We start from the raw sequence: 25,711 nt of genomic DNA on the forward strand, positions 1-25,711 counted from the left end.
TTCCATTTGAAAAAGATGACGGCATCCGTCATGATTCCCCGCATGGAACGTCAGGATAAACGACTTGTGGACCAGTTGCGTCCGATCAGCTTTGAAACGGGTATTGCCCCGAATGCCACGGCTTCCGTGCTGGTGACTTTTGGACGCACCAAGGTGATTTGCGCCGTTACGATTGAGGAGGATGTGCCCCGCTGGATGAAGGTTCAGCGTGTGGAGGGAGGATGGCTGACGGCGGAGTATTCCATGCTTCCCTATTCCACGCTTGACCGTAAACGCCGGGATATTACGGCGGGGAAACTGGACGGACGTTCCAGCGAGATCCAGCGTCTGATCGGCCGTTCTCTGAGGGCGGCCGTGGATCTGGGCAAGATTGGCCAGCGCACGATTTGGGTGGACTGCGACGTCTTACAGGCTGATGGCGGTACCCGCACCGCTTCCATTACCGGGGCTTCCGTAGCTCTGGCCATTGCCGTAAACAAGCTTGTCGCGGAAGGAAAACTGGCGGAGTCTCCCATGAAGAGGCTGGTTTCCGCCGTATCCGTGGGAATACTGGGGGGAGAGGCTCTGCTGGATCTCTGCTATGTGGAGGACAAGGATGCGGAAGTGGACATGAATCTGGTGATGACCGACCAGGGAGAGTTTGTGGAGGTGCAGGGTTCCGGTGAAGAGGCCGTGTTCACGGCTGACCAGATGAACAGGATGCTGGAATTAGGCCGCAAGGGGCTGGAAGAGATTGCAGAACTCCAGCGGCAGGTGATTGCCGAGGAGGACAGGCCGGACGCCGGAGCTTTGGAAGGGTTGAGTTCCTTTTTCGGCAGCGGCAGGTAGGAATTTCCCCTGTGGCCCGGGGGGGCCCGGGCCTTTTGCAAGGGGGGCGGAGGCGGAGTTTTCACGCCCTTGCAGGGCCAAGATTTTTATGAGAATATGCTTGTCCTGACTGGGAAATCGCGTTAATAGTAGAAACGAACATAGATAACCACGTACGGTTTTCTTAAACTGTAAACATTCCATCATATCCAACAATGAAAGTATCTTTTGCAACACGCCAGTTACGCAGGGGGTTTACCCTGATTGAACTTTTGGTTGTCATTGCCATTATCGCCCTGCTGGCTTCCGTGGCATATGGTCCTATTCTGAATCAGATCAACAAAGGCGACCAGATGCAGGCCCTGACCAACATGAAGAACGTGGGCGTGGCGATGAACGAGTTCAAGGCCAACAGCAAACTGGGCAATTTCCCCGATGACATCACTGCCGACCGCGTTGTGGCCCAGCATAATTACATGAGCGGCTTGGGCGCGCTTCAGGGCGATACTTCCAATGACTATTTCCGCCAGCTTCTGGGCAATGAGTCTGTTTCCGAAAGCAACTTCTACGCCAAGGTTCAGACTCCTTCCGGCGGTTCCACCGTTACTCCCAACGGCGAAATTTACGACGGACAGGCCCTGACCCCCGGTGAAGTGGGCATTTCCTATGTCATGCGCAAGGGCGACAATAACAAGAAGGTAGGTATTGGAAGTTCCGTAGGGGAATATCCCCTGATGGTCACTTCCGTGCTTCCCGGTGAAGACGGCAGCACCGTTGTGGCCGGCAATGCCGTGCGTTTCGACCCGGAAAGCTTCCGCGGCAAGGTTCTGATTTTCACGACTGCCCAGAGCGCCAAGACTCTGGAACTGGACGACAACGACAACCTTCAGGATACCTTCATTCCCAAGAGAAGGGGCAAGGACATCAGCGACCAGTTCCTGATCCTCACGCCCGATTTCAGCGGCCAGGAATAAGTTTGTCGGCAGTATGATTTTGTACAGGGCGCATCCGAAAGGATGCGCCCTTTTTCATGCCTGATTTTTGAAAAGGAAATCTTCTGTTTTACGGAAATCTCCTGCCGAGTTGACCGGTTCTGTCCGTTGTTTGCTTAAAATAGATTTTACGATGTAAGGAAAGCGCCGGGTTTCCAGACGATAAGAAGATTATCTATACAGACAGGAGACGGAACAGAACCTTCTGGAGATGATATCGTGGCTGATTTCAGGAAGCTGGCGTTTTTCCCGGGGGCTGGCGTTGGTATGGGGTTGCAGGGCTCTTGCCGATTTCAATATGTTCCGCATATCGCTGGGTCTGAAGATGCAGCCATGCCGGACCGTCTCTTTGACCCTTTGGCCGTTGCGGCAATATACGGGATATTCCCAGCCTGCTGAAGCGCTGCAGGATGAGTTGGGAGGAATTCCGGCTTATATTCTCCTGCTTGTTTTGATGCCGGTTTGTGTCGGAACCTGTTTCGCAAAAATGAATTCGTGCCGCAAAAAAGGCATTCCGGCCGTAAAAACCGGAATGCCCTGGTGGGGAAAGCCTGGGAGGTTTTATTTGTCTGCGGGAGTGCCGAAAACGTTTATTTCTGCGGCGGAGGCGCCGTTGCCATCCAGAGATCTGGTGCCGATGAAGCGGAAATAACGCACGGGTTCATTCACGTTCTTGAGATTAATGGATTGCTCAATGGGGTTGGCGCGCAGATTGGAGAATTCCCCTTCCGCCGCTTTCGTCCAGTTCTTCCCATCCGCGCTTACTTCAAATTGGTATTTATCCGTCATGCCGGAGGTTTTCCCATCCTGTCTGGGAAGGTAGGAGAAGCTGGAAACCTGGTACGGTTTTCCCATATCCACCACAAAGGATTGAGGCGCTTCCGCCTTGGCAAGCCAGGAGGTTTCCGGGTTGTCGTCGATGGCCGCCGCCGCATTTCCGGATGTGGCGGTTTTCACTTTCCATCCGGTTTTGCTGATGCCGAATTTGGCCTGGCTGACGGGACCCAGTTTACCGTTGGAGAATTGGCAGCGGGCTTTGACAGTGCCGCACTTCGTAAATTTAGCACCCTGGCTGTAAACGGGAGATCCTGCCTTGGGTTCGCTGCCGTCCGTCGTGTACAGGATTTTATTTTTGCCGTCCGCGATGATGATGAGGTTGTCTCCGCGGCGGAAAATGGAGGGCCGTACGGCGCCCGCGGGCTGGCGGAAGAGGGAGAATTCCGAGATGCAGGGCGTGGCCTGGCTGCCCGTGATGCGCAGACGCAGTTTCTGGGTGGTGATGGGGCGGGGCAGGCGGCGCATGACCTGGTTGCCGATGGTTTTCCCTTCATTGTCGATACAAACCCATTTGCCATTGATGAAAGCGTCAATATTGAAGGAGTCCACGCGTTGTCCCAGGCGTGTTTGTTCGCGCAGCCGGATGACGTCGAAAGTGGCGGGTTTGGGCAGCGTAATAATGGCGGTGGGGGTCAGATTGTCATCTTCCACGGCCCAGTAGGTTTCAATGTTGCCGTCCGTCATGTTGGAGGGAGAGAATTTTTTGTCGTTGCCGCGCGTCTGGCTGGCTGTGACGGTTGCTCCCAACGCGTAATCCCTGGCATATAGCTTATCGCGCAGTTCCTTGAATTCCAGCAGGGATTTGACATCCGCAGGATCCAGTCTGCCTGTTTTGTCCGCCGCCACGTTCAGAATGAGATTAGCTCCGCGGCCTACGGAATCAAACCATACCTGCATAAGTTCTTCAGGGGATTTGACGCGGGATGCCTGTCCCTGATGCCAGAACCAGCCGGCATGGTTGATGGTGGTGTCTCCTTCCGCCGGCACCCAGCGTTCTCCGCCGCGCATGCCGGTGCCTCCGCCTCCGCCGTTCAGCCCTACGGTGCTCCAATGGGGATAATTGACGTGGCCTTTTTCGGAGCCTCCCCAGCGGGCGTCTCCGTGGTGGCCCGCTCCCCAGATGATGCAGCCGGGCTGGATTTTGCGGATCATTTCCACGATTTTTTCAAAGTTATAGTATTTTTCCGCGTCACCGATATTGCGCTTTTCCCTGGCTCCTCCGTAATAGCCGTCTCCTCCATTGGCTCCGTCAAACCAGATTTCAAAGACAGGCCCGTAATTGGTCAGCAATTCCCGGATTTGTTTATAATAAACGTCCAGGTAGCCATCTTTGCCGTAATCCGCGTTGTTGCGGTCCCAGGGGCTGAGGTAGGTGCCGAATTTGATGCCATGCTTTTTGCAGGCAAGGGCGAATTCCCTGACTACATCTCCTTTGCCGTTTTTCCAAGGGCTCTTGGTGATGTTGTGGTCCGTGGATTTGGTGGGCCAGGCGCAGAAGCCGTCATGATGTTTGGCCGTATAAATCATTCCTTTCATGCCGCCTTTTTTAAAGGTGGAGACGATATCGGAGGCATTAAAATCCGTGGGGCTGAAGATTTTCGGGTCTTCATCGCCGTAACCCCATTCCCGTCCCGTGAACGTATTCAGGCCAAAGTGGATGAAGCCGTAGAATTCCATGCGCTGCCATTTGATTTGGGCAGGTGTAGGAATCGCGCCGTATGGTTTGGGCGGTGCTGCGGTCCAGCCGGGCAGCATGGAGGAAGAGAGAACGGTTCCGAGGAAGAGTGTTGTTAGCTTATTCATGCAGAAAAAAGTGTGTTGAAAAATACGGAGTCGCTCCTCCCTTCTTTCATACGGGGGCTTTGCTGTCAAGTTGAAAGGAAGCGGGAAACAGGGGACAGTGTGTTAGTGAATTCTAACTTCGACATGCGGGGAATTCCGCTTGATACGGAGTAGGGAGCCGTTTAGCATACAAAGGACTTTCGTTCCCATGTCCTATTTCCGTTTTTTACTGCTGGCGCTGGTTTTTCTGACCGGTTCCGCGTTGATCAGCGAGAGCGCTCCCGTTTACATGGCCCGGCGGGACAGCAAGTTTGCGCTTGTTCCTCTTTGTGACGGTTTTGATTTTCCGGTAGGGAAGCCTGACGGCAACGGCTATTACCGGTCCCGCGGTTTGCGCCTGAAAAGTCCCCGTCACATGGGCGAGGATTGGAACGGCAATAAAGGAGGCAATTCCGATCTGGGCGATCCCGTTTATTCCGTAGGCCACGGGGTGGTAACTTATGCGGCGGATGCCCGGGGCGCGTGGGGAAAGGTGGTGATTGTGCGCCATGCTTTCCGTGAACCCAAGTCCGGAAAGGTTCTTTGCTGCCAGACTCTTTATTCCCATTTGAACGATATTAACGTTGTGCTGGGACAGTTGGTGCTGCGCGGCACCCAGGTAGGCACTATCGGCACGAACCGCGGCATGTATCCGGCCCATCTTCATGTTGAGCTGCATTACAACCCGGATGTGAATTGCGGCCATCAGGGGATTCCCAAGACGGAGCGCAATTATGGCCGCCTGACGGATTTTATTACCCGCTTCCGCCGCCTGCCTCTGGAGAAAAGGATGGTGCGCGTTCCCATCGGCGGGTTTCTGCCTTACAAGGGAACGGAAGGACTTTGACTTCTGCTGGATGACGGTGAAGCTGTGTATTTTCGGCGGTTCGTTTGATCCCGTGCATGAGGGGCATGTTTGCGTGGCCGGGCATGCACGGAAATATTGCGGAATGGACTGCGTGCTGTTTATGCCGTGTTCCCTGTCTCCGTTGAAGGAACAGGCCCCCTCCGTGACGGATGACCAGCGTTGCCGGATGATTGAGCTGGCTCTTCAAGGGCTGGATTGGGCTGTGCTTGACCGGACGGATTTGGAACTTCCGCCTCCTTCATGGTCGTGGAGGGTGGCTGAGCGGACGGCGGAGCGTTATCCCGGTGCGGAATTGTTCTGGCTGATGGGCAAGGATCAGTGGGATTCTCTGGAACAGTGGGGACGCTGGGAATATTTATCCAGCCTGGTGACGTTCATTGTTTACCGCCGCGGCGGGGCTCCATCACCCAGGAAAGGGGTGCGCGCCCTTTTCATTGAAGGGGATGAACCCGCTTCTTCCACCCGCATACGGCATGATTTGCGTTCGGGCGTATGTCCGGTTCCCCATCTGAACCGGAAGGTGGAGGAGCTGATCAGGAGGGAAGGGCTGTACGGCGCGGCACGCGTCTAGAAGGACGGCTGGTTCCAGTTTATTTCTTTTTGTCTCCGAACGTTTCTTCCGGGTAGTGGACCTGCATCAGCGTAAGTCCGTCCGGCGGGGCGCAAAACGGGCTTTTGTCATCCGGGAGCGGAGCGTTGATGAGGCGCGCCAGTTCGTCCAGCGTTATTTTTCCCCGTGCGGCTTCATGGGCGGCGCCCGTCATGAGGCGCACCATTTTGTAGAGGAAGCCCGTTCCGGTAAAGGTGATGAAGACATGTTCCCCCGCCTGTTCCACTTGCGCCTGCATGATGGTCCGGCGGAAGTAATCCTCCGGAATAGGGCGCGGTTCATTGCCGCGCAGGGCGGCAAAGGCAGTGAAGTCATGCGTTCCCCGGAACAGGTGTACCGCCTGTTCCAGAATATCCACGCTCCATGCCAGCGGGCGGTGCCAGGCCAGCCCGGCGTCAAAAGGGTTGAGGATGGGCGCGCGTGAAATGCAGTAACGGTAGGTTTTTCCCGTGGCGCTGAACCGGGCATGGAAACCGGGCGGAACGTATTCCGCATGGGTAATCCGGATGGTTCGGGGTAGGCGCGTGTTGAGCGCGGCAGGCCATTTGTCTGCAGGAATGCGGTGGGTATCCGGAGCGTCTGCATGAAAAACCTGGCCCAGCGCATGAACGCCGGCGTCTGTCCTGCCGGAACCGTGGATGCGGCAGGAGGTCCCAAAGAGCCCGGAAAAGGCTCGTTCCAGCACGTCCTGGACGGTCCGGCCTCCCGGCTGGCTTTGCCAGCCCAGGTAGGGGCGTCCGTCATATGCGGCAATGAAACGAATGCGGGGCATAGGGATGATTGTGTTGGAACGGCCCGGTTTTGGCAAGTGGCAAGTGTCGGACGGTGACGGTTTGGAATGGATGCCGTCCGTTCCATCCGCTCTCTAGCTTGGAAGCCGTTAACGATGGCTATACGAATACAGGATTTTGGAATGTTGCATGTGGCTCCGGATTTGTCCGGCGTGATTCCGTTGAATGCTTTTGAAGCACAGGCCGCCGGTGTGCGGGACCTGGCGGCGGGCGTGATGGATGTGTCCGGCGCGGCTGGAGCCGCGCTGAAGGAAATGCAGGAGGTGAGGGATGCCGGCCAATGGGCGCAGGCCCGTGACGGGATGTACCGTTTTGAACAGGACGTGATGCGGGAGTTGGAAGCAGGAGGGGATTCGGAACATCTTCAGGAGAGATGGAAGAAGGCGCTGGCAGAACGGCTCTCTTCCTATCTGCCTGCCCGGATGTCCGGCCCGGTAAGGGAGCGCGTGGCCCTGGCGAGGGAGAATCTGGAGACGGCCGGGAGCATTTATTTGCAGAAGATGTCCCGTCTGGGGCAGTTGGAGGAGGCGCGCCGGTTTTGGGCCGGGGGGGTGGAGTCTGCCGTGGAGCAGGGAGAGGCCGCTCTGGCCGAACGCAGGATTAGGGAGGGCAGCGGAATATTTGTAACGGGAGACGAGGCTTCCCGCATGGCGGAGGAAGCGCATTCCCGCGCAGCGCTGAACCGGGCGGTGGAGGAGGTTCGCCGTGATCCGGCTGCTGCGGTACGTCTCGTTTCTGGGCAAGAGAAGATGCCGGAAACTCCGGAGGAAAAGAAGGTGGCGGAAGAGGCTGCTGCGGCGTATGGGGAGTTGAAGCGGCGTTATGCGGATGCTCTGGCGGCCACTGTATCCGGCGGCGGGTTGCTGCGGGATGACGGATTGGCGAATGCGGAGAAGCATGGCTTGATCAGTTCCGAGCAGTTGAGGCGTTATACGGCTTCCCGCGACCGGAGGCAGACGGCGGAATTTTCCGGTATCAGCATTCCGGAGGACGATATGCTGTTGTGCCGCATGACCTCTCTGATTGATGAGGACTGCGGGGGGGAGGAAGATGCTGATGCCCTGATAGAAGTGGCCACTTCAGGTTTGCCAGCCGTTCAGGTGGAAAGGCTGCTCCGGCGGCGCGAGGTAATGTCGGGAATACCCCGCGAATTGCGCCGCGCTGCTTCCCGGCGCCTGTCCTCCATGTTCCGGAATGGCGCGTGGGGGCCGCCTGATGATGCCCGCGCGGCAGAGGAATGGATGCGTGTCCAGACGGAATTGGCGGAGGCGGTGAAGAGGGCCCCGGAGCAGCCGGCGGCGGAGATGGAAAAGGTTTTTGAGAAAGAGAAACGCCTCCAGGATGCTGGCTGGGTGGGGTTTTCAGATATGAATAACGAAAAAGAAAGAAAGTGATGATGGAGGAGCATGGAGACAGGAAACAGGCAGAGACGCTCCCTATGGAAGGGAGTTCTCCGAAAGAGGTTCCCGGAATTGTGAGGGAAAGCCATATCCGGGAAGAGAACGCGGCGCTCTCCGAACCTTCCGGTACGGAAAAATTCCCGGAACGGGAGTCGGAAAGGGAGGAATATTGGAATAGCGTATTGACGGGGGATGTGATGACCATTCCGCGGGAAGTGAGGATGAAAGCGGAGGCGATGTATCCGGCAGGGACGGCGGACCGGGAAAGAATTGCCGCGTGCGTCATGCAGTCCTGGGTGGCGGATTCCGGGGCGATTCCCCGTGAACGCATCCGGAGGGACTGGAAGAATATCCGGGAACAGATGGCGCGGCAGTATGGAGCGTCCGGAAAGTCTGATGACGAATTATTCGTGGCAGTTTCCATGCACAATCAGGTGCGCCTTTCCCGGAGGGAGACTTTGTTTGAATTGTACCAGGAAGAGTATGAACGTACTCTGTCCGGTGGCGGAACGGTTCCTGACGAACGGGAAAGGGATGCCATCTCCTCATGGCCGGAGGAGTTGCAGGCTGTGGCGCGGCAATTGAAGGGCCGGGCCGTGTCCGATGCTCTGGATGACAGGAACCGTCTGGCGGATGCCGCCGGGATTATCCGCAAGGGATTGGAGGGGCTGGTAGCCAATGAGGAGCCGGCGAAAGAAAGTTTTCCCGCCGTGCAGTTGAACCGGCAAGCCGTCGCCGGAGCTCCGGACGTCATACGCGCCGTGGATTGCCTGGCTTCCCTGGGGGATGGAGACCGTCAGAAGGTGTTCCGCATGATGGCTCCCTATTTGCGTTCCCGTCCCGCCTTCCGGGATGCCCTGGGGGGCGCGCTTAAACGCGGTGCCGCAGAGGTCGCGGAGAATGCGGCCCAGCTGGCTGTAAACGGCGCGGCATGGTTCCTGCCGGAGGGGCGGGAAAAGGAGGCGCTGGACAATTATTCCCGGAGTTTTGAAGAGCTGAGGAATTTTGCCAGGATGGAGTTTGCCCCGCTGCGCGGGGGAAAAGATTCTCCCTGGTTCCGGGAGATGCTGGTGGATATGGCCCAGCAGGGAGCGTCCACAGCTTTGGCGTTTTGCGGCCCTGCCGGGCTTGGCATGTTGATGGCGGGGGAGACGGGGCGCCATATGGCGGAGGCCCGGCGCATGAATCCGGACGGCGTGTTTGATGCCCAGATGGGGGGATCTGTCGTCTCCGGCGGGGTGAATACCTTGCTTTCCTTTGGAATGACGAAGCTGGGCCAGAAGATGCTGGGGCAGGGAATGCGGGCGTTCCGGGCCATGAGGCCCGCATCCGGGAATTCCGGTGCGTTTTTTCCCGGAATGGGAGCCGTTGCGGCGGATGCCGTGAAGATGGAGGCGGAAAATAAATTGATGGAGTTGACGCCCATGGTCATTCAGGAAGGCGTGGGCGCTCTTACAAATAAGGCGTCCGGCGTGGACTGGGAGGGATGGCGGGCCAGACAGGCTTCCGCGGATGACCAGTTGAGGGAGGCCGTCATGATGATGCCTTTCCTGCTGATAGGCGCGGGAAAGATTACTCTGAATCATTTCCGCCATGCCGGAATGCTGCTTGGAGACGGTTCCCCGCTGAAAGTATTCGGCATTCCGGATGAAACGGTTTCCCGAATTTTGCGGGAGAAGGATGTAAGCCGTGCCGGGGAATTGTTGCAGAAGTCCCTGCGGAATTCTCCGCTATGGGGATCTTTATACATTTCCAGAAAGGCTTTGGAGTGGTCTCGCGCACTGGATGAAGCCGGAGAGCCTTTTTTGAAGACGGAGCAGGATGTAAGAGATTTTTTGGACTTGCCTTCTCCTGTACGTACAAAACCTTGGAAGATGCGGGATTTTCCCGAATCGGAAGCGGCGTTGAAAAAGCTTTTTCCTCATCCGGATTATGCTGCGGCCAGAACCAAGTGGCTGTTGCGTGCCGGCCTGCCCCGCGTGGGGGAAGCCGCTGCAGCGGACGGGCAGCCCGTTTATGGGGCGGAACCGGCTCCCGGCGTGAAAATGAAGCGAACGCAGGGCCGGCCTTCTGTGGAGGAGGCTCTTTCTTCCTGGTATGAGACGCTGGTCCGTATGGAAGAGGAAGATTTGGGGCTGGTCCGGAACAGGAATGGACGGGAAATCCCATGGCGTTTAAGGAATGCGGAGGAATATGACATCCAGGCGGATGCTTTGCGCCGGGCGTTTGTGGAAGACAGGCTGAAGAAGCGCGCTTATCGGCCGTACAGGATGTTGTTGCTGGCTTATCCGGAAGAGGCGGGAAGCCGTGCGGGTTTTCCCGGCAGGGACTGGGACGCCGTTACGGCGGATATGGATCTCCGGACACGAGCCAATGTTTATGAAGGAGTGATGGAACGGGTGCACGGTGTTCCGCATGAGGAGGTGTCCGGCCATGTGGCTTTTCGTTTATGGAAGTCATTTTGCCGGGATGAAGGCGTTTGCGCCAGAGCGCGCCGGTGGCTGGAGGAAGGAAGTGCGTTGCTGAACGCTCCGGATTTGTTGTCTGAATCTTTTAACCCGGACGGCCTGCCCTCCGCCCTGGCCAGGATGAGCGGCATGATGGCCGCCCTTGGAGGAGCGGAACGCCACGGGGTAAGTCCGGAGCTGCGGGAAATGAACCGCATGGTGTGGGGAACCCAGGCGGATGTGAACAGCCTGTACCACGTGCTTCCCAACATGAAGGAATTTGACGTGCATGTGGGACGCGGCTACACGCCTGTGGAGAGTTACGGGCGGCTGCTGGCCCGGTTTCTGGAGGTGGCGCCGGAAAATGTGGCCCGTTATGCCTCTGTGCTGGATGCCCCGCGGCTGCATGCCGGGCCGGAACAGGTTTCTCCGCGTATTTATCCGGGGACGCGGAAAACGGTGGAGAACCTTCTCCAGCTGACTCCGCGCCTGTTCCAGTCGTTTCCCGGAGGGGAGGGGGCGGAAAGGCTGTGGAGAATAAAATATCCCAATGGCAGGTGGTCGGATTGGCATCCTTCTCGGGAGGCGGCGGAAGCGGACCTGATGGCCAATGTTTCCATGATGTTTTCTGCCGCCTGCTCAGCCAAGAGGGATTTGATCCGTAGCTGGAAATGGCATGCCCTCAACGGGCGGCCGGAGTGGGATACCAATTATCTGCGGCTGACAGCCGGGTTGGAAAATGTGCAGGGGGGGCGGCTTTCCTGCCTGTATGACAGCCTGACGGCCATGGCGGTGGCGGATATGCTGAAAGCCGGTTACGGCGTGCGCGGAGCAGTGGGGTCCGGGGATCGTCTGGAGGTGACGGGCCGTGGCCGTCTTGCCGCTGAAACGCTGATGAGCCGTGACGCCCTGTTGGAGCGCATGAATATTCATGAAAAGTATGTAGGTTACGCGCAGAGGCTGGGCGTGGATGCGGATAATTTGCCCGTTTCCTCAGCCAAGGGGTTGGTAATGCACCGGCTGAGGCTTCACAATACGGCCAATCCCCTGGCTTTGATCGAAGACAAGGCGGAAGTCGTATGGGACCGGCTGATGCGCACGGATCAGCTTTCCCCGGAAGGCGCTTGGGAGATGTTGAAACGTCTGGAACGTGTGCCGCGCCGCAGGAAGTTCTCTGGGGAAACGGAATTGATTGAGGAGTTGTCCCAGCTGTCCAAGGAGTATTTTTTTGCCCATCTGGATCATGACGCCGTACCGGAAACGGTAGCCTCCTGGGCGCGCTACGGGGCAGCAAGCCCGGATAAGGCTATGGAGCCTCTGGAGGAGCTGGTGCGCCGCGCCGGGCTTCTGAAGAGAACGCTGAAGGAGGAACCGGAAACCGTTGAATTCATGGGCATGCTCCGTGAGACGGTGGGGATGAATGACCGGATACGGGCTGAACGCGCCTGGGAGCCGGCCGGAGGGGAGGTCCGCCTCCCCATGGTGGAGAGGTACTCTCACAGCCTGATGTCCGGTCGGCTGCTGTCTACCGTTCCGGACCACGTGAAAGAGGGGCTGGCGCGTTCCCTGTCCGCTCTGGACGGATACGCGGGCGGTTCCGTACGCAGGATGGAGCGGCTGGCGGAAAACCGCATGAGGGAACTGTCCCGGGCGTTTCAGGAGTTCCCCCAGCTGAATTCCTGGCGGCCTGATCCGGAACATCCCGGCCTGTACCTGCATTTGGTGAAAAAGCCGTTCCGAGCCGGACTGGGGCCTCTGCGCGCGAAGGATGTTTCCCTGGATGCTTTGGGAGAACATCTTCCGGAACCCATTCTGGAAGCCCCCCTGTATGTGGAAGAAGATTTTTCCGTCAGGCGTGGCGTTCCCGCCCCTGCCGCATGGCGCAGCCGTCCGGATGTGGTCCGGGCTGTGGAGACGCTGGATGCCGTGAGGCGGGATTTTGCAGGCCGACCGGAAGCTACGGAGTCCGGCGTTAGCTGGAAGGGGAGGATTTACCGGATTGATTCCGAAGCGGCTCCCGCGGGGGTGACGTCTGCCTGGAAACGGGAACTCCCGTTGGATGAGGCCATTTCCCTGATTGATGTTCTGGACCGCAGGCAGGAGGAATTGAGAGGCGGCATGCTTCCCTTCCTTCCTGAGCCGGAGGAAGCGCGCGCGATGTATGCCAATTGCGTGATTTACCGTGACCCGGACGACCCGGGGCATACCGTACGCCTGATGCCGGGCATTCCGGAAAGTCCCGTACGGCAGGCGCGCGCGCCTTATGTGGTGCATGCATGGAACGGCGTTTATCTGGACAGCCGGGGAGCGCCTGCGGTGTCCGAACGGGATTCCTATATTCCGCTGGAGTGTTTTACGGGAGCCGGGGAGGAACCTTCCCTGAAAGATTCACGGATGAGCCGCACCCGGTTCCTGGACCGGATTTTGGAAACGCTGGGGGATGCAGATGTTCAGGAACGATGGTGGTGGGACAGAAGGCAGGCTGTGGGATGCTTCATGGAGGATGTCGTCAGGCTGTATGAAGAACTGGGCGTGCGTGAAAATTATTTGAAGGGAAAGTTTGATTTGCTTGATCCCGTGATGGTGCAGACGCTCCGGTTCGTTTCCCACGTGCTGAACGATCCACTGGCATACCGCCTTCCCCTGGACAAAGGGACGGAGGCCCAGAAGGGGATGACCAGGGAAGGAGCCTTGTTGAAAGAATTGATAGAGGAACATGGAACATTCTAATCATTTGACGGAATCATGGAGCCTGCCGTGGCAGTCCGTCCTGTCCAGCCAGCTTTGGAGGCTGGAACACCTGTACTGGATAGAGAACAAAGCCGGTCAGCTTCAGCGTTTTTCCCTGAACAGGGCGCAGCGGCGGCTGCATGAGCGGCTGTGGTATAGAAATGACATCCTGAAGGCGCGCCAGTTGGGCATTTCTACGTATGTGGCCATGCTGATGCTGGATATGAGCCTGTTCCGGTCCAATTTCCATTGCGGCATCATTGACAAAAGCCTGCCGGACGCCCAGCAGAAACTGGCCAAGCTGCATTTTGCCTGGGACCATCTGGATTACGTGCCGCCCAACCCCTCTGCGATGGATGTGGCCCTGGCCCGGCTGGGAGAGAGAATCAAGAGCCTTTCCGGCGTGGAAAAAAAGGGGGAATGGCAGCCCTGTACGCTGGCGCGCAGCCGCCTGGCTTTCTCCAATGGGAGCGATGTGCGGGTGGGGACGAATCTGCGAGGGGGAACCATGCAGTTTCTCCATGTTTCCGAGCTGGCGTATGTTTCCGTGCATGCCCCGTGGAGGGCCAGGGAAATCCGTACGGGAGCAATCAATACAGTTCCTCCCGGCGGTTTTATTCTGAAGGAAAGCACTCATGAAGGCGGACGGTACGGAGTGAATTATGAACTGACGCGCCAGGCTATGGAAAACATGGGTAAAAGCGAGCTTTCCCCCTTGGATTTCAGATTCTTTTTTTTCAGCTGGTTTGACCAGGACGAGTACACCTTGCCGGGGCGCGGCAGATGGAGCAGGGAATTGGACGAGTATTTCCTTTCCCTGGAACGGGAGACCGGAGTGGTTCTGGATGCGGGGCAGAAGAGATGGTATGCCCGGATGGCCCGGGTGATGGGCTCTTCCATGAAGCAGGAGTATCCGGGAACGCCGCAGGAGGCTTTTGCTACAGGGGAAGAAGGCAGTATTTACGGAAGCCGTATCATGGCCCTGCGGGAACGGGGGAGGGTGGGGGTGGAATTTGAGGCTGATCCGGACGCTCCCACTTTTACGGCATGGGATCTTGGGCTGAGTGACCATACGGCCATTTGGCTTGTGCAGATCATGGGAGACAGTTTCCACTGGCTGGACCATTATGCCGCCAGCCAGCAGCCCCTGGCCCATTATGTTGAAAGAATGAAGGAATGGGAAAAAAATTATGGTGTTGCGGTAACGTTCCATCTTTTGCCCCATGACGCTGCACGGAGGGATGCACACGGCATTTCCTACGTGGAGAATATGGGAAGGCTGGGATTGGTGAATGTGCGCGTCGTCCCTAGAACCACGGATGTCTGGCGCGGCATTAATACGCTGAGGGAATTGCTGGAGCGCAGTTTTTTCCATGCCCGCACTCAGGAAAAGGCGCGAGGCATTTGCGGGGAAGAAGAGCCCGGAGGTGTAGAGCATCTGGAGTTGTACAGGTCCAAACCTCCCGGCGTAGGCGGGGCCATTGCGGAAAGTCCCGTGCATGACGGGCATTCCCACACGGCGGATGCCGCGCGTACTTTTGCGGAGGCGTGGTCTCATGGCCTGCTTCATGGAACCGGGAATGGACGGGAGCGCGGCAGGCGCGCCCGGATGTGGTGACGGCGGGGAGGAGAAACGGGAAAGAGATTTTTTTTGATTGATAGTTGACAGTTTTGTCAAAAAGCGGTTCTTTTTTCCGGCCTTCAGCTGTCTAACGCAGTGATGCGATTTATTGAGATGAAATTATCCCTTTTCCATCCGTTGGTTTCCTGCCTGTGCGTTCCGTTTTTGATTTCGTCCTGCGGTACTACGGGAAGGGCCCCTTCCCCTGTTCCATCTTCCCATATGCCGGTAGAAGAAATGACGGGATATTTTGAGGAAACGGGGACTATTCCGGGGCACCTGCTCAAGTGGGAAGATGATCCGTCGCTGCCCGGAAAGCTGCTGGTCGTAGTGGATAAGAAAAAGCAGATGATGTATATCTACCGGGGGACGCACCGCATTGCGTATGCTCCCATCAGTTCCGGGAGAAGTTCCGGCATGACGCCCTCCGGCTACTTCCTCATCTCTTCCAAGGATGAGGATCATCATTCTTATTACGGCGCGTTTATTAATGCTGACGGAGAATTGCGGGACGGGGATATACGAAGGGATTCCCCACGCCCCGGCGAGAGGTTTGAACCTGCCAAGATGCCCTATTTCATGAGAGTGAACGGGGCCGTAGGAATTCATGAAGGGTACTTGCCCGGTCATCCGTCCTCCCATGGATGTATCCGTGTCCCCCACCTGATCGCGAAAAATCTTTTTGAAATAGCTCCCGTAGGAACCCGTGTGGTTGTCAGGGATGGAAACTGGAACATTCACGAGCTTCAAAAAAAGCCGTCCGGAATATTCAGGACGGTGCACAAGTCTTCCGCTCCGGTGGCTGGCGCCAATTCGGCTTCCTCCGGAAAGAAGGAACTTGTAAAATCGGAAATGTCCGTAAAAAAGGATGCCGCCGCCATGCCGTCTGTGGGAAAACAGAAAAACAGGCAACTGCCTTTTTCTGAGGCGGACGCTGTGAACTCTTCTTCATCCAATGGCCTCGAAGGACTGGAATAACATGCTGTCCGGGCGCCTGTATCATGCCCAGGATTCTGAATTGGCCGCCGCCCGGCTCAGGGCGCGCCGGCTCGTTTTCCGCTACAACCAGTCCGCTCCGGAAGATGAGTGTCTGCGCCGGGATTTGGCCCGGGAGCTTTTCGGCCAAATGGGAGAGGGGTGTTATCTGGAACCTCCGCTGCGTTGTGATTACGGCTCCAATATACGGCTGGGGGACCGGGTGTATGCCAATTTCAACCTCGTGGTGCTGGACTGCGCTGCCGTTACCATCGGCAATGACGTGCTGATAGGTCCCAATGTGGGCATTTATACAGCCGGGCATCCCGTAGACCCGGAGCTGAGGCGGCAGGGGCTGGAATTTGCCCGGCCTATTACCATTGAGGACGGAGTATGGATAGGCGGTCACGCGGTGATTGCTCCGGGCGTGCGTATCGGAAGAAATTCCGTGATAGGCGCGGGCAGCGTGGTGACGAGGGACATCCCCGCCAATGTCGTGGCTGTGGGCATATCCCTGCCGCGTGGTTCGCTCCGTGACGGAGAATGACCGCGAAGTTTGGAATACCGGGAAAAATGAAGAGGGGCCGCTTTCGCAGGAACAAAGGCAAATTCCCCGGAATGACGAAATTTGAATTGCTTTTAGGGCTGGATGGTGCATAGTTGGCGCCCTCACAGTGTCGATTAGCCGCTGCCACGAGCTAAATACATTCAAGGAAAACACTTATGAGTAACGAAATCAATTTGCAGGAATTCAAGATGCATGAGAAGGATTCCGGTAGCTCCAGCTACCAGATCGCCCGCCTGACCCAGCGCATCGCCCACCTGACGGAACACCTGAGCACGAACAAGCACGATGTTTCTTCCCGCCGCGGGTTGTTGAAGATGGTGGCTCTGCGCCGCAAGCTTCTTGATTACGTCAAGCGTGAAGATCTGGCTCAGTACCAGAGCCTGATTCAGCGTCTTGGCCTTCGCCGCTAAAAGGCGGAGCATATTCCCGTTTGATTCGGCCGTTGCGGTTTTCCGCAGCGGCCGTTGTTTTTACGGCTTTTCCGGGAGGAAGTTGCCGGGGCGGTAATGCCGTCATGGAAAGGGTGTCGGCATGGTGGATTTGCGTTTTAGTCGGGAGCGTTTGGAAGGCCTGTCTTTTATTGTAGGTATGATGCAGGCGCGCAAGGAATAGGAAAATATGGATGAAAGCAGGATGGCTCCTGATGCGGATGAGATATTTAAGATTCTTGAAGGAAATGAACTGCTATGGCTATCAAACTATTTGCTTGCATTATCCTTGACAGGGATTATGCTCGCATTCGACGTTTGGGGATTCGTTTCCCGAAACGTTTCTGTCGGGCATGCCTTGAGAAATTTTCGGATTTTCACAGGCTGTCAAGCCGGTAAGACTGGGCCGGAGCGTTTGATCCATCTGGGATGCGCGTCCTGCCGCGCGGACAGTATTTCCCCTCTGTTTCTGGGAAAGGACTGTTGCGAATAACATCTTCCTGAGGCACTGCCCGTACCTGACGCCATTCAGGCTTCCCGCCCGGAGCCGGTCTGGATGGGCTGATGAGGCTGCGGGTGATTGAAAGACAAAAATATAATGAGCATACATTCAGTTGAATGCAACGTTGGTACGAATCCCATCACGATTGAAACCGGTAAGATGGCCCGTCTGGCGGACGGCGCTGTTGTTGTCCGCAGCGGCGATACCGTCGTTCTTGTGACCGTGGTAAGCGCCACCAAAGTCAAGGAAGGACAAACCTTCTTCCCCCTGTCCGTGGAGTACAAGGAAAAGGCCGCTGCGGCGGGTATGTTCCCCGGCGGCTATTTCAAACGCGAAGGGCGTCCCACGGAAAAGGAAATCCTGACGTGCCGCATGACGGACCGCCCCCTGCGCCCGATGTTCCCCAAAGGGTACTTCTACGATACGCAGGTAATTACTCTTCTGCTCTCCGCCGATGGTGAAAACGAACCGGACATTCTGAGCATTAACGGCGCTTCCGCCGCTTGTGTCGTTTCCGACCTTCCCTTTGCCGAACCTGTGGGGGCTGTGCGCGTGGGACGTATTGACGGCCAGTTCGTTATCAATCCGACCAATTCCCAGCGCGAACATAGCCAGCTGGATCTGGTATTTGCCGGCACGAAGGACCAGGTCATCATGATTGAAGGTTCCGCTAATGAATTGCCGGAAGAAGATTTTATCGCCGCTCTGCGTGTCGCCCAGGAAAACGTGAAGGTCATTTGCGAAAAGCAGGAAGAGCTCCGCGCCGTTTGCGGTAAGGAGAAGCGCGCTTATGAACTTTGCCTTGCCAAGCCGGAATTGCTGGAAATCGGCTATGAAATTGCCGGCGATCGCATTGAGGAAGCTATTTATGCCCCTTCCAAGGTGGAGCGCCAGAAGAAAGTGGGAGCCCTGCGCGACGAGGTGGAGGCTGCTATCAAGGAACGCCATCCGGAAGCTACTGACTTTGATGTGGAACAGGTTTTTGAATATATTCAGAAAAAGGCCTTCCGCATCTCCATCATGGAAAAGGACAAACGGGCCGATGGCCGGGCTCTCAAGCAGCTGCGCCCTCTGACCGCGGAAGTCAATGTGCTCCCTCCTGTGGTGCACGGTTCCGCGCTGTTCGCCCGCGGTGAAACGATGTCCCTTTGCCTGGCGACGCTCGCTCCGATGGAAGAACGCCAGTACATGGACAATTACACGGGAAGCGTGAATGAAAAGCGCTTCATCCTGCATTACAATTTCCCGCCTTTCTCCGTGGGAGACACTGGCCGTTTCGGTGGTCAGAACCGCCGGGAAATCGGCCACGGCGCTTTGGCGGAACGTTCCATCGCTCCGGTCGTGCCTGGCGAAGAGGAATTCCCGTACGCCATTCGCGTCTCTTCTGAAATCATGGAATCCAACGGTTCCACCTCCATGGCTTCCGTCTGCGCGGGCACGATGTCTCTGCTGGCGGCCGGCGTGCCCCTCAAGCGTCCTGTGGCGGGTATTTCCGTGGGCCTGGTGACGGAACAGAATGACCAGCATGAAATCACCTCTTACAAAACTCTGCTGGATATCATCGGTTCCGAAGACTTTTACGGTGATATGGACTTCAAGCTTTGCGGCACGTCGGAGGGCGTGACAGGCTACCAGCTGGACCTCAAGCTGCCTGGCATTCCCCTCTCCATACTGGAGGAAGCCATTCACGTGGCGAAAGCCGGCCGCACGGATGTTCTGAAGGTCATGAATGACGCTATTGCCTCTCCGGCCCAGATGAGCCCGAATGCTCCCCGTATTGAGACCACCAAGATTCCCGCCGACCGCATTGGCGAGCTGATTGGCCCCGGCGGTAAGAACATTAAAGCTATTCAGGCTGAATCCGGCGCCGATATCAATATTGAGGAAGATGGCACCGTGCATATTTACGCCGCCAAGCAGGAAGGCCTGGACCGTGCTCTGGAATTGGTTACCCGCATGTTCAAGACCATTGAAATCGGGGAACTGTACACCGGTAAGATTGTTTCCACGACCACCTTTGGCGCGTTTATGGAAGTTCTGCCCGGCAAGGATGGCCTGATTCATATCTCCGAGCTGGCCGAAGGCCGCACCGCCAAGACGGAGGACGTCGTAAGCGTTGGAGACGTGGTGACCGCCAAGTGCATCGGCATTGACGACAAGGGGCGCGTGAAAATGTCCATACGTGCCGCTCTACGCGATGCCAAGGCTGCCGAAGCAGAAGCTGCCGGCATTACGGAATAACGTTTTTCGTTGAGCCTTTAAACTCTCAGCCCCGTTTCCGGTTATTCCGGGAACGGGGCTTTTCGATTGCTGGAAGGATGTTTTGCAGTTGGCTCAACTGCTTGAGCGATCAGCCAGAATTTTTTCTGTTCATGCCGGAAGTTGGGCAATGCCGGAAAGGACCGTGAGGAATGGAGTTCCTTCCGCATGGCAGATTTTTTTGTTTCCCGTTCTTGACAGGATTTTTTCGGTTCCTATGATGCGGACGCCCGTTGCGTTCTGCGGACACCCCCTGCCATACATGATTCTTTTTGTCACTTTCGTTATTGTTTTTCTGATTCTGGTCAATGCCTTTTATGTTGCAGCAGAATTCGCTGCAGTAAGCGTACGCCGCAACATGATCCGGGAAATGGCGGAGAACGGCAGCAGGGTGGCTGTTCAGTTGCTTAAGATTTTGGAAAATACCAAAGAGCTGGACCGGTACATTGCGGCCTGTCAGTTCGGTATTACCATTTCCAGCCTGGTTCTGGGTGCGTACGGACAGGTTGAACTGGCTGCCTATCTGTTCCCTCTGTTTGAGCGGTTTGGCGGGATGGATTCCGTAATGGCCAATTCTGCGGCAGCCCTTGTTGTGCTGATCGGCCTGACGGTTTTTCAGGTAATTCTTGGGGAATTGATGCCCAAATCCCTGGCGCTTCAGTTTCCCAAACAGGCAGCTTTGTATACCTATTATCCCATGCGCTGGACACAGGCCTGCTTCGCATGGTTCATTGACTTCCTGAATGGAAGCGGTTTGTTGCTTCTTAAGCTGTTCCGTCTCCCTCCGGGAGGCCATCAGCACATCCACTCCCAGCAGGAGATTAATATGCTGCTGGATGAAAGTCATCAGGGCGGGATGTTGGAAGAGGATGAGCATGAACGGCTGCACAGCGCCTTGTCTCTGGCGGAACGCACGGTGGAACAAATTATGATTCCCCGTTTTCAGCTTGTTTGCCTGGATGCGGATGCCACGCAGGAAGATATTTTGGACATGATTGCAGACAGGCCTCATACTCATATTCCCGTGTATGAAGGGAGTCGTGAGTCCGTCATTGGCATGCTGCATATCAAGGATATGGTAGCCGCGTATGCGGAAAAGGGGATTCTGCCTCCTCTCCGTTCCATGTTGAGGCAGGTGCCGTGCGTGATGGAAATGCAGACGGTGGAGATGCTGATGGCCCGGTTGCGGGAAGACAGAGCCAAGGAAGCCTTTGTACTGGATGAATACGGAAAGTTTGTGGGGCTGGTAACGCTGGAACGTCTGCTGGGTGAAATGGTGGGAGATATTGATGAGGAATTCATCCGTTCCGGGGAGAAAGTGGAAAACCTGCCGGATGGTTCCGTGCGCATCCCCGGTATGATGCGTGCCCATAAGGTGGAATGCCTAATACCTTTTTTGATGAATGGCGCCACTACGGTGGGCGGCTGCGTGATTAAGCACATGTCCTGCATTCCGAAGGAAGGGGAGCGCCTGATTATCGCCGGGCGCGTGCTGGTGGTGGAAAAGATGGACCATAACCGCGTTTCCTCCATCCTGCTGCTGCCTCCGGAGAGCAAGGAGAATGAACCTGCCATGGAAAGCGGGGTGGGCGCATGATGACTATTTTCATTATTCTGTTGCTGATTGTGTTGAACGGCCTGTTTGTGGCCGCAGAATTTGCCTTGCTTGGCGCGCCCCGTGCGGCGTTGGAGCAGATGGGGGTGTCCGGGAACATGGTAGCGCGCCGTGTTTCCCTGATATTGAAAACGCCCCGGTTGCAGGACCGCTATATTGCTACGGCACAGCTTGGCGTTACATTCGCCAGTCTGGGGCTGGGTATGTATGGAGAGCATGCTGTCGCCGGATGGCTTCATGAATGGCTGGCGCAGTACGGCTGGGCTTCCTGGCTGGTGGCTCATGGCGCGGCTAGCATTCTGTCCGTGGCGGTATTGACATACCTGCATATTGTGCTTGGGGAAATGGTGCCCAAGGCGCTTTCCCTCCAGTATGCTGCAAAGCTTTGCCTCATGATTGCGATGCCCATGTACATGATCCAGCTCTGCCTGTATCCCCTGGTAGTGGGCATGAATGCCCTGGGCAATTTCTTTCTGGGGTTGCTGGGCGTGGACCGGAATGAATCCAAGTCCCACTACCATTCTGCGGAAGAACTCCAGTATATTATTGAAGAGAGCCATGAAAACGGGGCGTTGCCGCAGGAATCCGGCCGAATTATGGATGGCTTGTTTGACCTGGATGATCTGTATGTTCACCAGGTCATGACCCCGCGCGTCAGGATAGACGCCATTCCTGAAGGGGCGGAACATGAGCAGATACGGGAAATTGTGCGTCGCACCCGCCGTACTCGTTACCCTGTCTACCGCGGTGACCTGGACCATGTGGTGGGCATGGTGCATGCCCGCGACCTGTTCCGTATCATGTTCCGCAGGAAGGCTCTGACTCCTGAGTACATCCATGCCATACCCAAGGTCCCCAAAACGGTAAAGTTTGACAATGTGGTGGAAATCATGAGGAAGGACAATGTGCGCCTTGCCATTATTCTGGATGAGCACGGGGGGACTTCCGGACTTCTGACCCTGACGGATGTATTTTCAGAAGTAATGGGCTGGGACCGCGGCCGCATCAAAGTGCTGACGGAGCTGCCTGGAGATGCGGTGGGCTTCTCCTGTGACGTATCCGGTCTGGCACGCATTGAGGAATTGGGGGAAGCCATGGACATGGATTTGGAGGACGGGGAAATAGATACCGTAGGTGGCCTGATTCTTAATTTGCTGGAGGCTCCTGCGGAGGAAGGGAATACTGTCAGCTATAGAGGGCTGGAATTCAAGGTGACCCGGACGGAGAATGGCGGTGTGGAGCGCTGTACCGTGACCCGGGTTACTCCCCTGATGAAGGATGAGGCCCTGGAAGAGGAGGAATAATCTGCCGTTTGCGGACTGGGCATGTCAGGGCTGCCCTGCCTGATGCAAAAGTTCCTTGGTGGAGCGCGTATGCTATGGCAGAATATTTCCGTCATGTCCGCCCCTGAATCTGCCGATGCGCCTATGAACCGTCCTTCCATGAAAAAGTGGGTGGTTCTCCTCGTTATTCTTGGGGCTTTGGTCGGACTGGGCACGATGATGAAAGCCTGGATGGACAAACGCGCTGGAGCGGCGGTGCAGCCGGTTGTTTTTTCAGGAGGCAGTGAGCACTGGGACCAGAATGAGGTGCCCATTTCCATGCAGTGTGGAGCCTGTCATGAAAAGGAATTCCGTCAGTGGGCCGGTTCAGACCATGCCTGGGCATTCCGCAAACTGGGAGATCAGTGGGAGTCTGAAGCGTTCCATAATATGAAGCTGGATGCCCATGGCAGCATTCTCCAATTCTCTACGGATGGCCACGGGCGCATGGTCCATGACGGTCAGTCCTCAACTTCCTGGCGCGCGGAATGGGCCACAGGGAGGATTCCCCTGGTGCAGTATCTGGTTCCCGCCAGGGACGGCGGTTTTCATACCTTGAGCGCCGCATGGGACGTGAACCGCAAAGAATGGTTTGATATTTTCGGCGAGGATGCCCGTCAGCCGGGAGACTGGGGGCACTGGACAGGGCGCGGCATGAATTGGAACACGCAGTGTGCGTGGTGCCACATGTCTCTGTTCCATAAAAATTATGATCCTGTTAAAGACCGGTATGCTTCTACTTGGACGGAGCCCGGAGTGACTTGCATTCAGTGCCACGGCCCCCTGCTGGACAATCCGGAGGCGGGGACGGGGTGCATGATTTCCACCAGGAACAAGCTGACGCCGCAGCAGATTCATGATAACTGCGCTTCCTGCCATGCCAGAAGGGATGAATTCGATCATGATTTTGCCGTAGGCGACCGCTTTGACAATCATTTCCAACTGGTGCTTCCCGTTCAGCCCGGTGTTTTCTGGCCCAACGGCATGCAGAGGGATGAGGATTATTGCGAGACTGGCTTGCGGTTAAGCCGTATGGGCAAGGCGGGGGTGACCTGTTTGGACTGTCATGATCCGCATACGGGGACGCTGAAGCTTCCTCAAGAAGATAATACGCTTTGCTTGAGGTGCCATGGTACTGGAGAAGCGGTAAACGGCGTAAAAGCTCCCGTTATTGACATGGCTGCGCATACGCCATGTCCTCAGTCCAGCATGGGCACCCGGTGTGTGGAATGCCATATGCCGGAAAGCCTGTATATGGCTCGTGACCCCCGCAGGGATCATTCTTTCAATTCTCCTGATCCTTTGCTGAGCGTAGAGTTGGGTATTCCGAATGCCTGTACCATGTGCCACAGAGAAAAAAGCAATGAATGGGCTGCGGAGACGGTAAAGGAATATTACGGGGTTAACCCCAAGATGGCGCAGTACAGGGAACGGACCCGGGCCGTTCAGCATGCCTACGAAGGGAAGGAGGATGTTCTGCCTCTGCTTATGGAATGTTTCAAGAGGGAGGAAGTGGGCGCATGGCGCGCTACGTTATTGGATTTGATGGATGCGTGGGCTCATGAACCCTCCGTTCAGGAAGTGGCAGCCGCAGCGGTTAAGGAACCGGATCCTCTGACGCGGGCCGCCGCCGCCAAAGTGATGGGGCGTGCGGGTAATCCAGTTGTGGGCAAACTTCTTAATGATCCGTTCAGGGTCGTGCGCTTGCAGGCGGAGTGGGCTTTGCGGGATTCCCTTCCTCCGGACAGTCCGGGAATGAGGGAGCTTACTGCCGCCGCTTTGCACCAGGCGGACCAACCTTCCGGAGCTATGAAGCTGGCCCAGATAGCCATCAGCCGCAAGGATGCGAAAACTGCGGAATTGTGGTTTTCCAAAGCTTTGAAATGGGATGCCACTTCTTCCGTGGTGCACCGTGATTATGCCGTTTTCCTGGCTTCTCAAGGCCGCAGCCGGGAGGCGGTGTACCAGATGCAAAAGGCTGTGCGGCTGGCTCCCAAGGATGCCAACCTGTGGTATCTTCTGGGACTGGGGCAAATTGAAAATAATGATGAGCCGGGAGCTTTGGAATCCTTTAATGAAGCTTTAAAAATAGAGCCCGCCTTTATCCGCGCTTTGTTTAACCGGGCTCTGTTGAATGAAAAGGTGGGCCGGTTGGAGCAGGCTTTGCAAGATTTGGAAAACTGTTCTTCCCTGGATAAGGGAAATGCGGATATTCCTTTCACTCTTGCGGTGATGCTTTACCGCAATGGGCGGTATCGTGAAGCCGCTGCCGCGGCTGCGGAAGCCCTTCGCCGCGACTCGGGACATGTCCGGGCCAGGCAAATTCTGGAATCAGCCTCTCGACATGGAAGATAAGAAATAGTATATTGACCTCATGTGTATGAAATTTTCATCTTGGTGTATCTTGCTGGCGTCTGCGTTCATGACAGGATCTTCTCTCTGTTGGGGGGATTCTTCAGGAGCGGCGGATGATCCCTCCCTCCGTACTTGGACTAATAAAAACACGGGCAGTACGGTGGAAGCCCGGCCAGTAGCCCTGAATATGAAGACCGTCAAATTGGTGACAACGGCCAAAAAGCCCATTACGATGCCGCTGGAAAAACTTTCCGACGAAGATCGCGCATGGCTGGAGGAACACAAGGAAGTGATCGGCAAGCCTATTGCGGAATGGTCGTCCATGCCGTCCGGCCCTGTGGCGGAGGAAATGAAGGGAAAGACTTACATGCTTGAAAACGGCAAACTTAAAAAGAGGGATGGGAAATTGAATCCCAAGCATTTCATTTTATATTTCAGTGCAAGCTGGTGCGGCCCTTGTTGCCGGAATGCGCCGCACAGCGTGGAAGCCTACAACAAGGTGGTAAAAGATAATCCGGAAGTGGAGGTAATCATGTGCAATATGGACCGGAACCTGGATGACGCCCAAAAATGGGCCGTTGCCAATAACATGCCATGGCCTATCCTGTTGAGAGAGGATTTGACGGATCTTGCCAAAAAAGTAGCTCCGCGCGGTATTCCCACCATGATTCTGGTGGATAAGGACGGCAAGCCTATTCAGTCTTCCCAGAACATGGAACAGTTGGTGAAAGCCATCGGTTCAAGCCGTTCTTCCCGCTAGGCG

At 56.3% G+C, this 25,711-nt stretch carries 17 protein-coding genes; 15 read left to right on the forward strand and 2 right to left on the reverse strand.

The annotated features are described in order from the left end of the window. Nucleotides 1-15: 15 nt before the first annotated feature. Complete coding sequence (rph, locus tag B3075_RS03830; protein ID WP_094137418.1) at nt 16-828, forward strand: ribonuclease PH; 813 nt, start codon at nt 16-18, stop codon at nt 826-828. Between the two features lie 194 nt (nt 829-1,022). Next, entirely contained in the window at nt 1,023-1,781 is a 759-nt protein-coding gene (locus B3075_RS03835) for a type II secretion system protein (RefSeq protein WP_022198426.1), read from the forward strand. A gap of 579 nt (nt 1,782-2,360) precedes the next feature. Here B3075_RS03835 and B3075_RS03840 read toward each other — a convergent pair. Beyond that, nucleotides 2,361-4,439 carry an alpha-L-fucosidase gene (locus B3075_RS03840; RefSeq protein WP_290488509.1) on the reverse strand — a complete coding sequence of 693 codons (2,079 nt, stop codon included), beginning with the start codon at nt 4,437-4,439 and terminating at the stop codon, nt 2,361-2,363. A 187-nt stretch (nt 4,440-4,626) separates the two neighbouring features. On the opposite strand from B3075_RS03840, the gene B3075_RS03845 reads away from it, so the two are divergent. Together B3075_RS03845 and nadD are read left to right on the forward strand one after the other, a co-directional pair. Then, nucleotides 4,627-5,304, forward strand: coding sequence for a M23 family metallopeptidase (locus B3075_RS03845; RefSeq protein WP_012419445.1), 678 nt, complete (start codon nt 4,627-4,629; stop codon nt 5,302-5,304). 16 nt (nt 5,305-5,320) lie between these two features. Continuing rightward, nucleotides 5,321-5,896, forward strand: a complete 576-nt coding sequence (gene nadD / locus B3075_RS03850; RefSeq protein ID WP_290488508.1) for a nicotinate (nicotinamide) nucleotide adenylyltransferase — start codon at nt 5,321-5,323, stop codon at nt 5,894-5,896. 19 nt (nt 5,897-5,915) lie between these two features. Here nadD and truA read toward each other — a convergent pair whose 3' ends face one another. Further along, nucleotides 5,916-6,707 (reverse strand): tRNA pseudouridine(38-40) synthase TruA, encoded by a 792-nt coding sequence (gene truA, locus B3075_RS03855; RefSeq protein ID WP_290488507.1) that lies wholly within the window; start codon nt 6,705-6,707, stop codon nt 5,916-5,918. Between the two features lie 114 nt (nt 6,708-6,821). Between truA and B3075_RS03860 the strand changes: the two genes are divergently transcribed. From B3075_RS03860 to B3075_RS03910, 11 genes are all read left to right on the forward strand, one after another. After that, nucleotides 6,822-8,120: a hypothetical protein gene (locus B3075_RS03860; protein ID WP_290488506.1), complete on the forward strand. Its 1,299-nt coding sequence runs from the start codon at nt 6,822-6,824 to the stop codon at nt 8,118-8,120. Next, complete coding sequence (locus B3075_RS03865) at nt 8,120-13,303, forward strand: hypothetical protein (RefSeq protein ID WP_290488505.1); 5,184 nt, start codon at nt 8,120-8,122, stop codon at nt 13,301-13,303. Before B3075_RS03860 ends, B3075_RS03865 begins: the two co-directional genes overlap by 1 nt. Next, nucleotides 13,290-14,921: a hypothetical protein gene (locus B3075_RS03870; protein ID WP_290488504.1), complete on the forward strand. Its 1,632-nt coding sequence runs from the start codon at nt 13,290-13,292 to the stop codon at nt 14,919-14,921. Before B3075_RS03865 ends, B3075_RS03870 begins: the two co-directional genes overlap by 14 nt. A 225-nt stretch (nt 14,922-15,146) precedes the next feature. Further along, a complete protein-coding gene (locus B3075_RS03875) occupies nt 15,147-15,902 on the forward strand; it encodes a L,D-transpeptidase family protein (RefSeq protein WP_179218577.1) in 756 nt (251 codons plus the stop codon). After that, nucleotides 15,880-16,446: a sugar O-acetyltransferase gene (locus B3075_RS03880; protein WP_290488503.1), complete on the forward strand. Its 567-nt coding sequence runs from the start codon at nt 15,880-15,882 to the stop codon at nt 16,444-16,446. Before B3075_RS03875 ends, B3075_RS03880 begins: the two co-directional genes overlap by 23 nt. Nucleotides 16,447-16,622: 176 nt before the next feature. Then, nucleotides 16,623-16,877, forward strand: coding sequence for a 30S ribosomal protein S15 (gene rpsO, locus B3075_RS03885; RefSeq protein ID WP_022198419.1), 255 nt, complete (start codon nt 16,623-16,625; stop codon nt 16,875-16,877). Nucleotides 16,878-17,493: 616 nt separating this feature from the next. After that, nucleotides 17,494-19,638 carry a polyribonucleotide nucleotidyltransferase gene (locus B3075_RS03890; RefSeq protein WP_290488502.1) on the forward strand — a complete coding sequence of 715 codons (2,145 nt, stop codon included), beginning with the start codon at nt 17,494-17,496 and terminating at the stop codon, nt 19,636-19,638. Nucleotides 19,639-19,918: 280 nt separating this feature from the next. Then, entirely contained in the window at nt 19,919-21,253 is a 1,335-nt protein-coding gene (locus tag B3075_RS03895) for a hemolysin family protein (RefSeq protein WP_094137430.1), read from the forward strand. Beyond that, the gene (locus tag B3075_RS03900) at nt 21,250-22,575 is read left to right on the forward strand and encodes a hemolysin family protein (protein WP_290488501.1); all 1,326 of its coding nucleotides are present in this window, start codon (nt 21,250-21,252) and stop codon (nt 22,573-22,575) included. Before B3075_RS03895 ends, B3075_RS03900 begins: the two co-directional genes overlap by 4 nt. Nucleotides 22,576-22,668: 93 nt before the next feature. Then, on the forward strand, nt 22,669-24,948 hold the full coding sequence (locus B3075_RS03905) for a tetratricopeptide repeat protein (RefSeq protein ID WP_290488500.1): 2,280 nt from the start codon (nt 22,669-22,671) through the stop codon (nt 24,946-24,948). Nucleotides 24,949-25,015: 67 nt separating this feature from the next. Beyond that, entirely contained in the window at nt 25,016-25,708 is a 693-nt protein-coding gene (locus tag B3075_RS03910) for a TlpA family protein disulfide reductase (RefSeq protein WP_179219358.1), read from the forward strand. The last annotated feature ends 3 nt before the right edge of the window (nt 25,709-25,711 follow it).

The sequence above is a fragment of the Akkermansia sp. UBA7090 genome (assembly GCF_002493465.1).
In the GTDB taxonomy this organism is placed as follows: domain Bacteria; phylum Verrucomicrobiota; class Verrucomicrobiia; order Verrucomicrobiales; family Akkermansiaceae; genus Akkermansia; species Akkermansia muciniphila_A.

Bases quoted from the DNA above. Each gene is read 5' to 3' on its own strand.
- rph (WP_094137418.1), top strand. From the start codon at position 16: ATGACGGCATCCGTCATGATTCCCCGCATGGAACGTCAGGATAAACGA.
- B3075_RS03835 (WP_022198426.1), top strand. From the start codon at position 1,023: ATGAAAGTATCTTTTGCAACACGCCAGTTACGCAGGGGGTTTACCCTG.
- B3075_RS03840 (WP_290488509.1), bottom strand. From the start codon at position 4,439: ATGAATAAGCTAACAACACTCTTCCTCGGAACCGTTCTCTCTTCCTCC.
- B3075_RS03845 (WP_012419445.1), top strand. From the start codon at position 4,627: ATGTCCTATTTCCGTTTTTTACTGCTGGCGCTGGTTTTTCTGACCGGT.
- truA (WP_290488507.1), bottom strand. From the start codon at position 6,707: ATGCCCCGCATTCGTTTCATTGCCGCATATGACGGACGCCCCTACCTG.
- B3075_RS03860 (WP_290488506.1), top strand. From the start codon at position 6,822: ATGGCTATACGAATACAGGATTTTGGAATGTTGCATGTGGCTCCGGAT.
- B3075_RS03865 (WP_290488505.1), top strand. From the start codon at position 8,120: ATGATGGAGGAGCATGGAGACAGGAAACAGGCAGAGACGCTCCCTATG.
- B3075_RS03870 (WP_290488504.1), top strand. From the start codon at position 13,290: ATGGAACATTCTAATCATTTGACGGAATCATGGAGCCTGCCGTGGCAG.
- B3075_RS03875 (WP_179218577.1), top strand. From the start codon at position 15,147: ATGCCGGTAGAAGAAATGACGGGATATTTTGAGGAAACGGGGACTATT.
- B3075_RS03880 (WP_290488503.1), top strand. From the start codon at position 15,880: ATGGCCTCGAAGGACTGGAATAACATGCTGTCCGGGCGCCTGTATCAT.
- rpsO (WP_022198419.1), top strand. From the start codon at position 16,623: ATGAGTAACGAAATCAATTTGCAGGAATTCAAGATGCATGAGAAGGAT.
- B3075_RS03890 (WP_290488502.1), top strand. From the start codon at position 17,494: ATGAGCATACATTCAGTTGAATGCAACGTTGGTACGAATCCCATCACG.
- B3075_RS03895 (WP_094137430.1), top strand. From the start codon at position 19,919: ATGATTCTTTTTGTCACTTTCGTTATTGTTTTTCTGATTCTGGTCAAT.
- B3075_RS03900 (WP_290488501.1), top strand. From the start codon at position 21,250: ATGATGACTATTTTCATTATTCTGTTGCTGATTGTGTTGAACGGCCTG.
- B3075_RS03905 (WP_290488500.1), top strand. From the start codon at position 22,669: ATGTCCGCCCCTGAATCTGCCGATGCGCCTATGAACCGTCCTTCCATG.
- B3075_RS03910 (WP_179219358.1), top strand. From the start codon at position 25,016: ATGACAGGATCTTCTCTCTGTTGGGGGGATTCTTCAGGAGCGGCGGAT.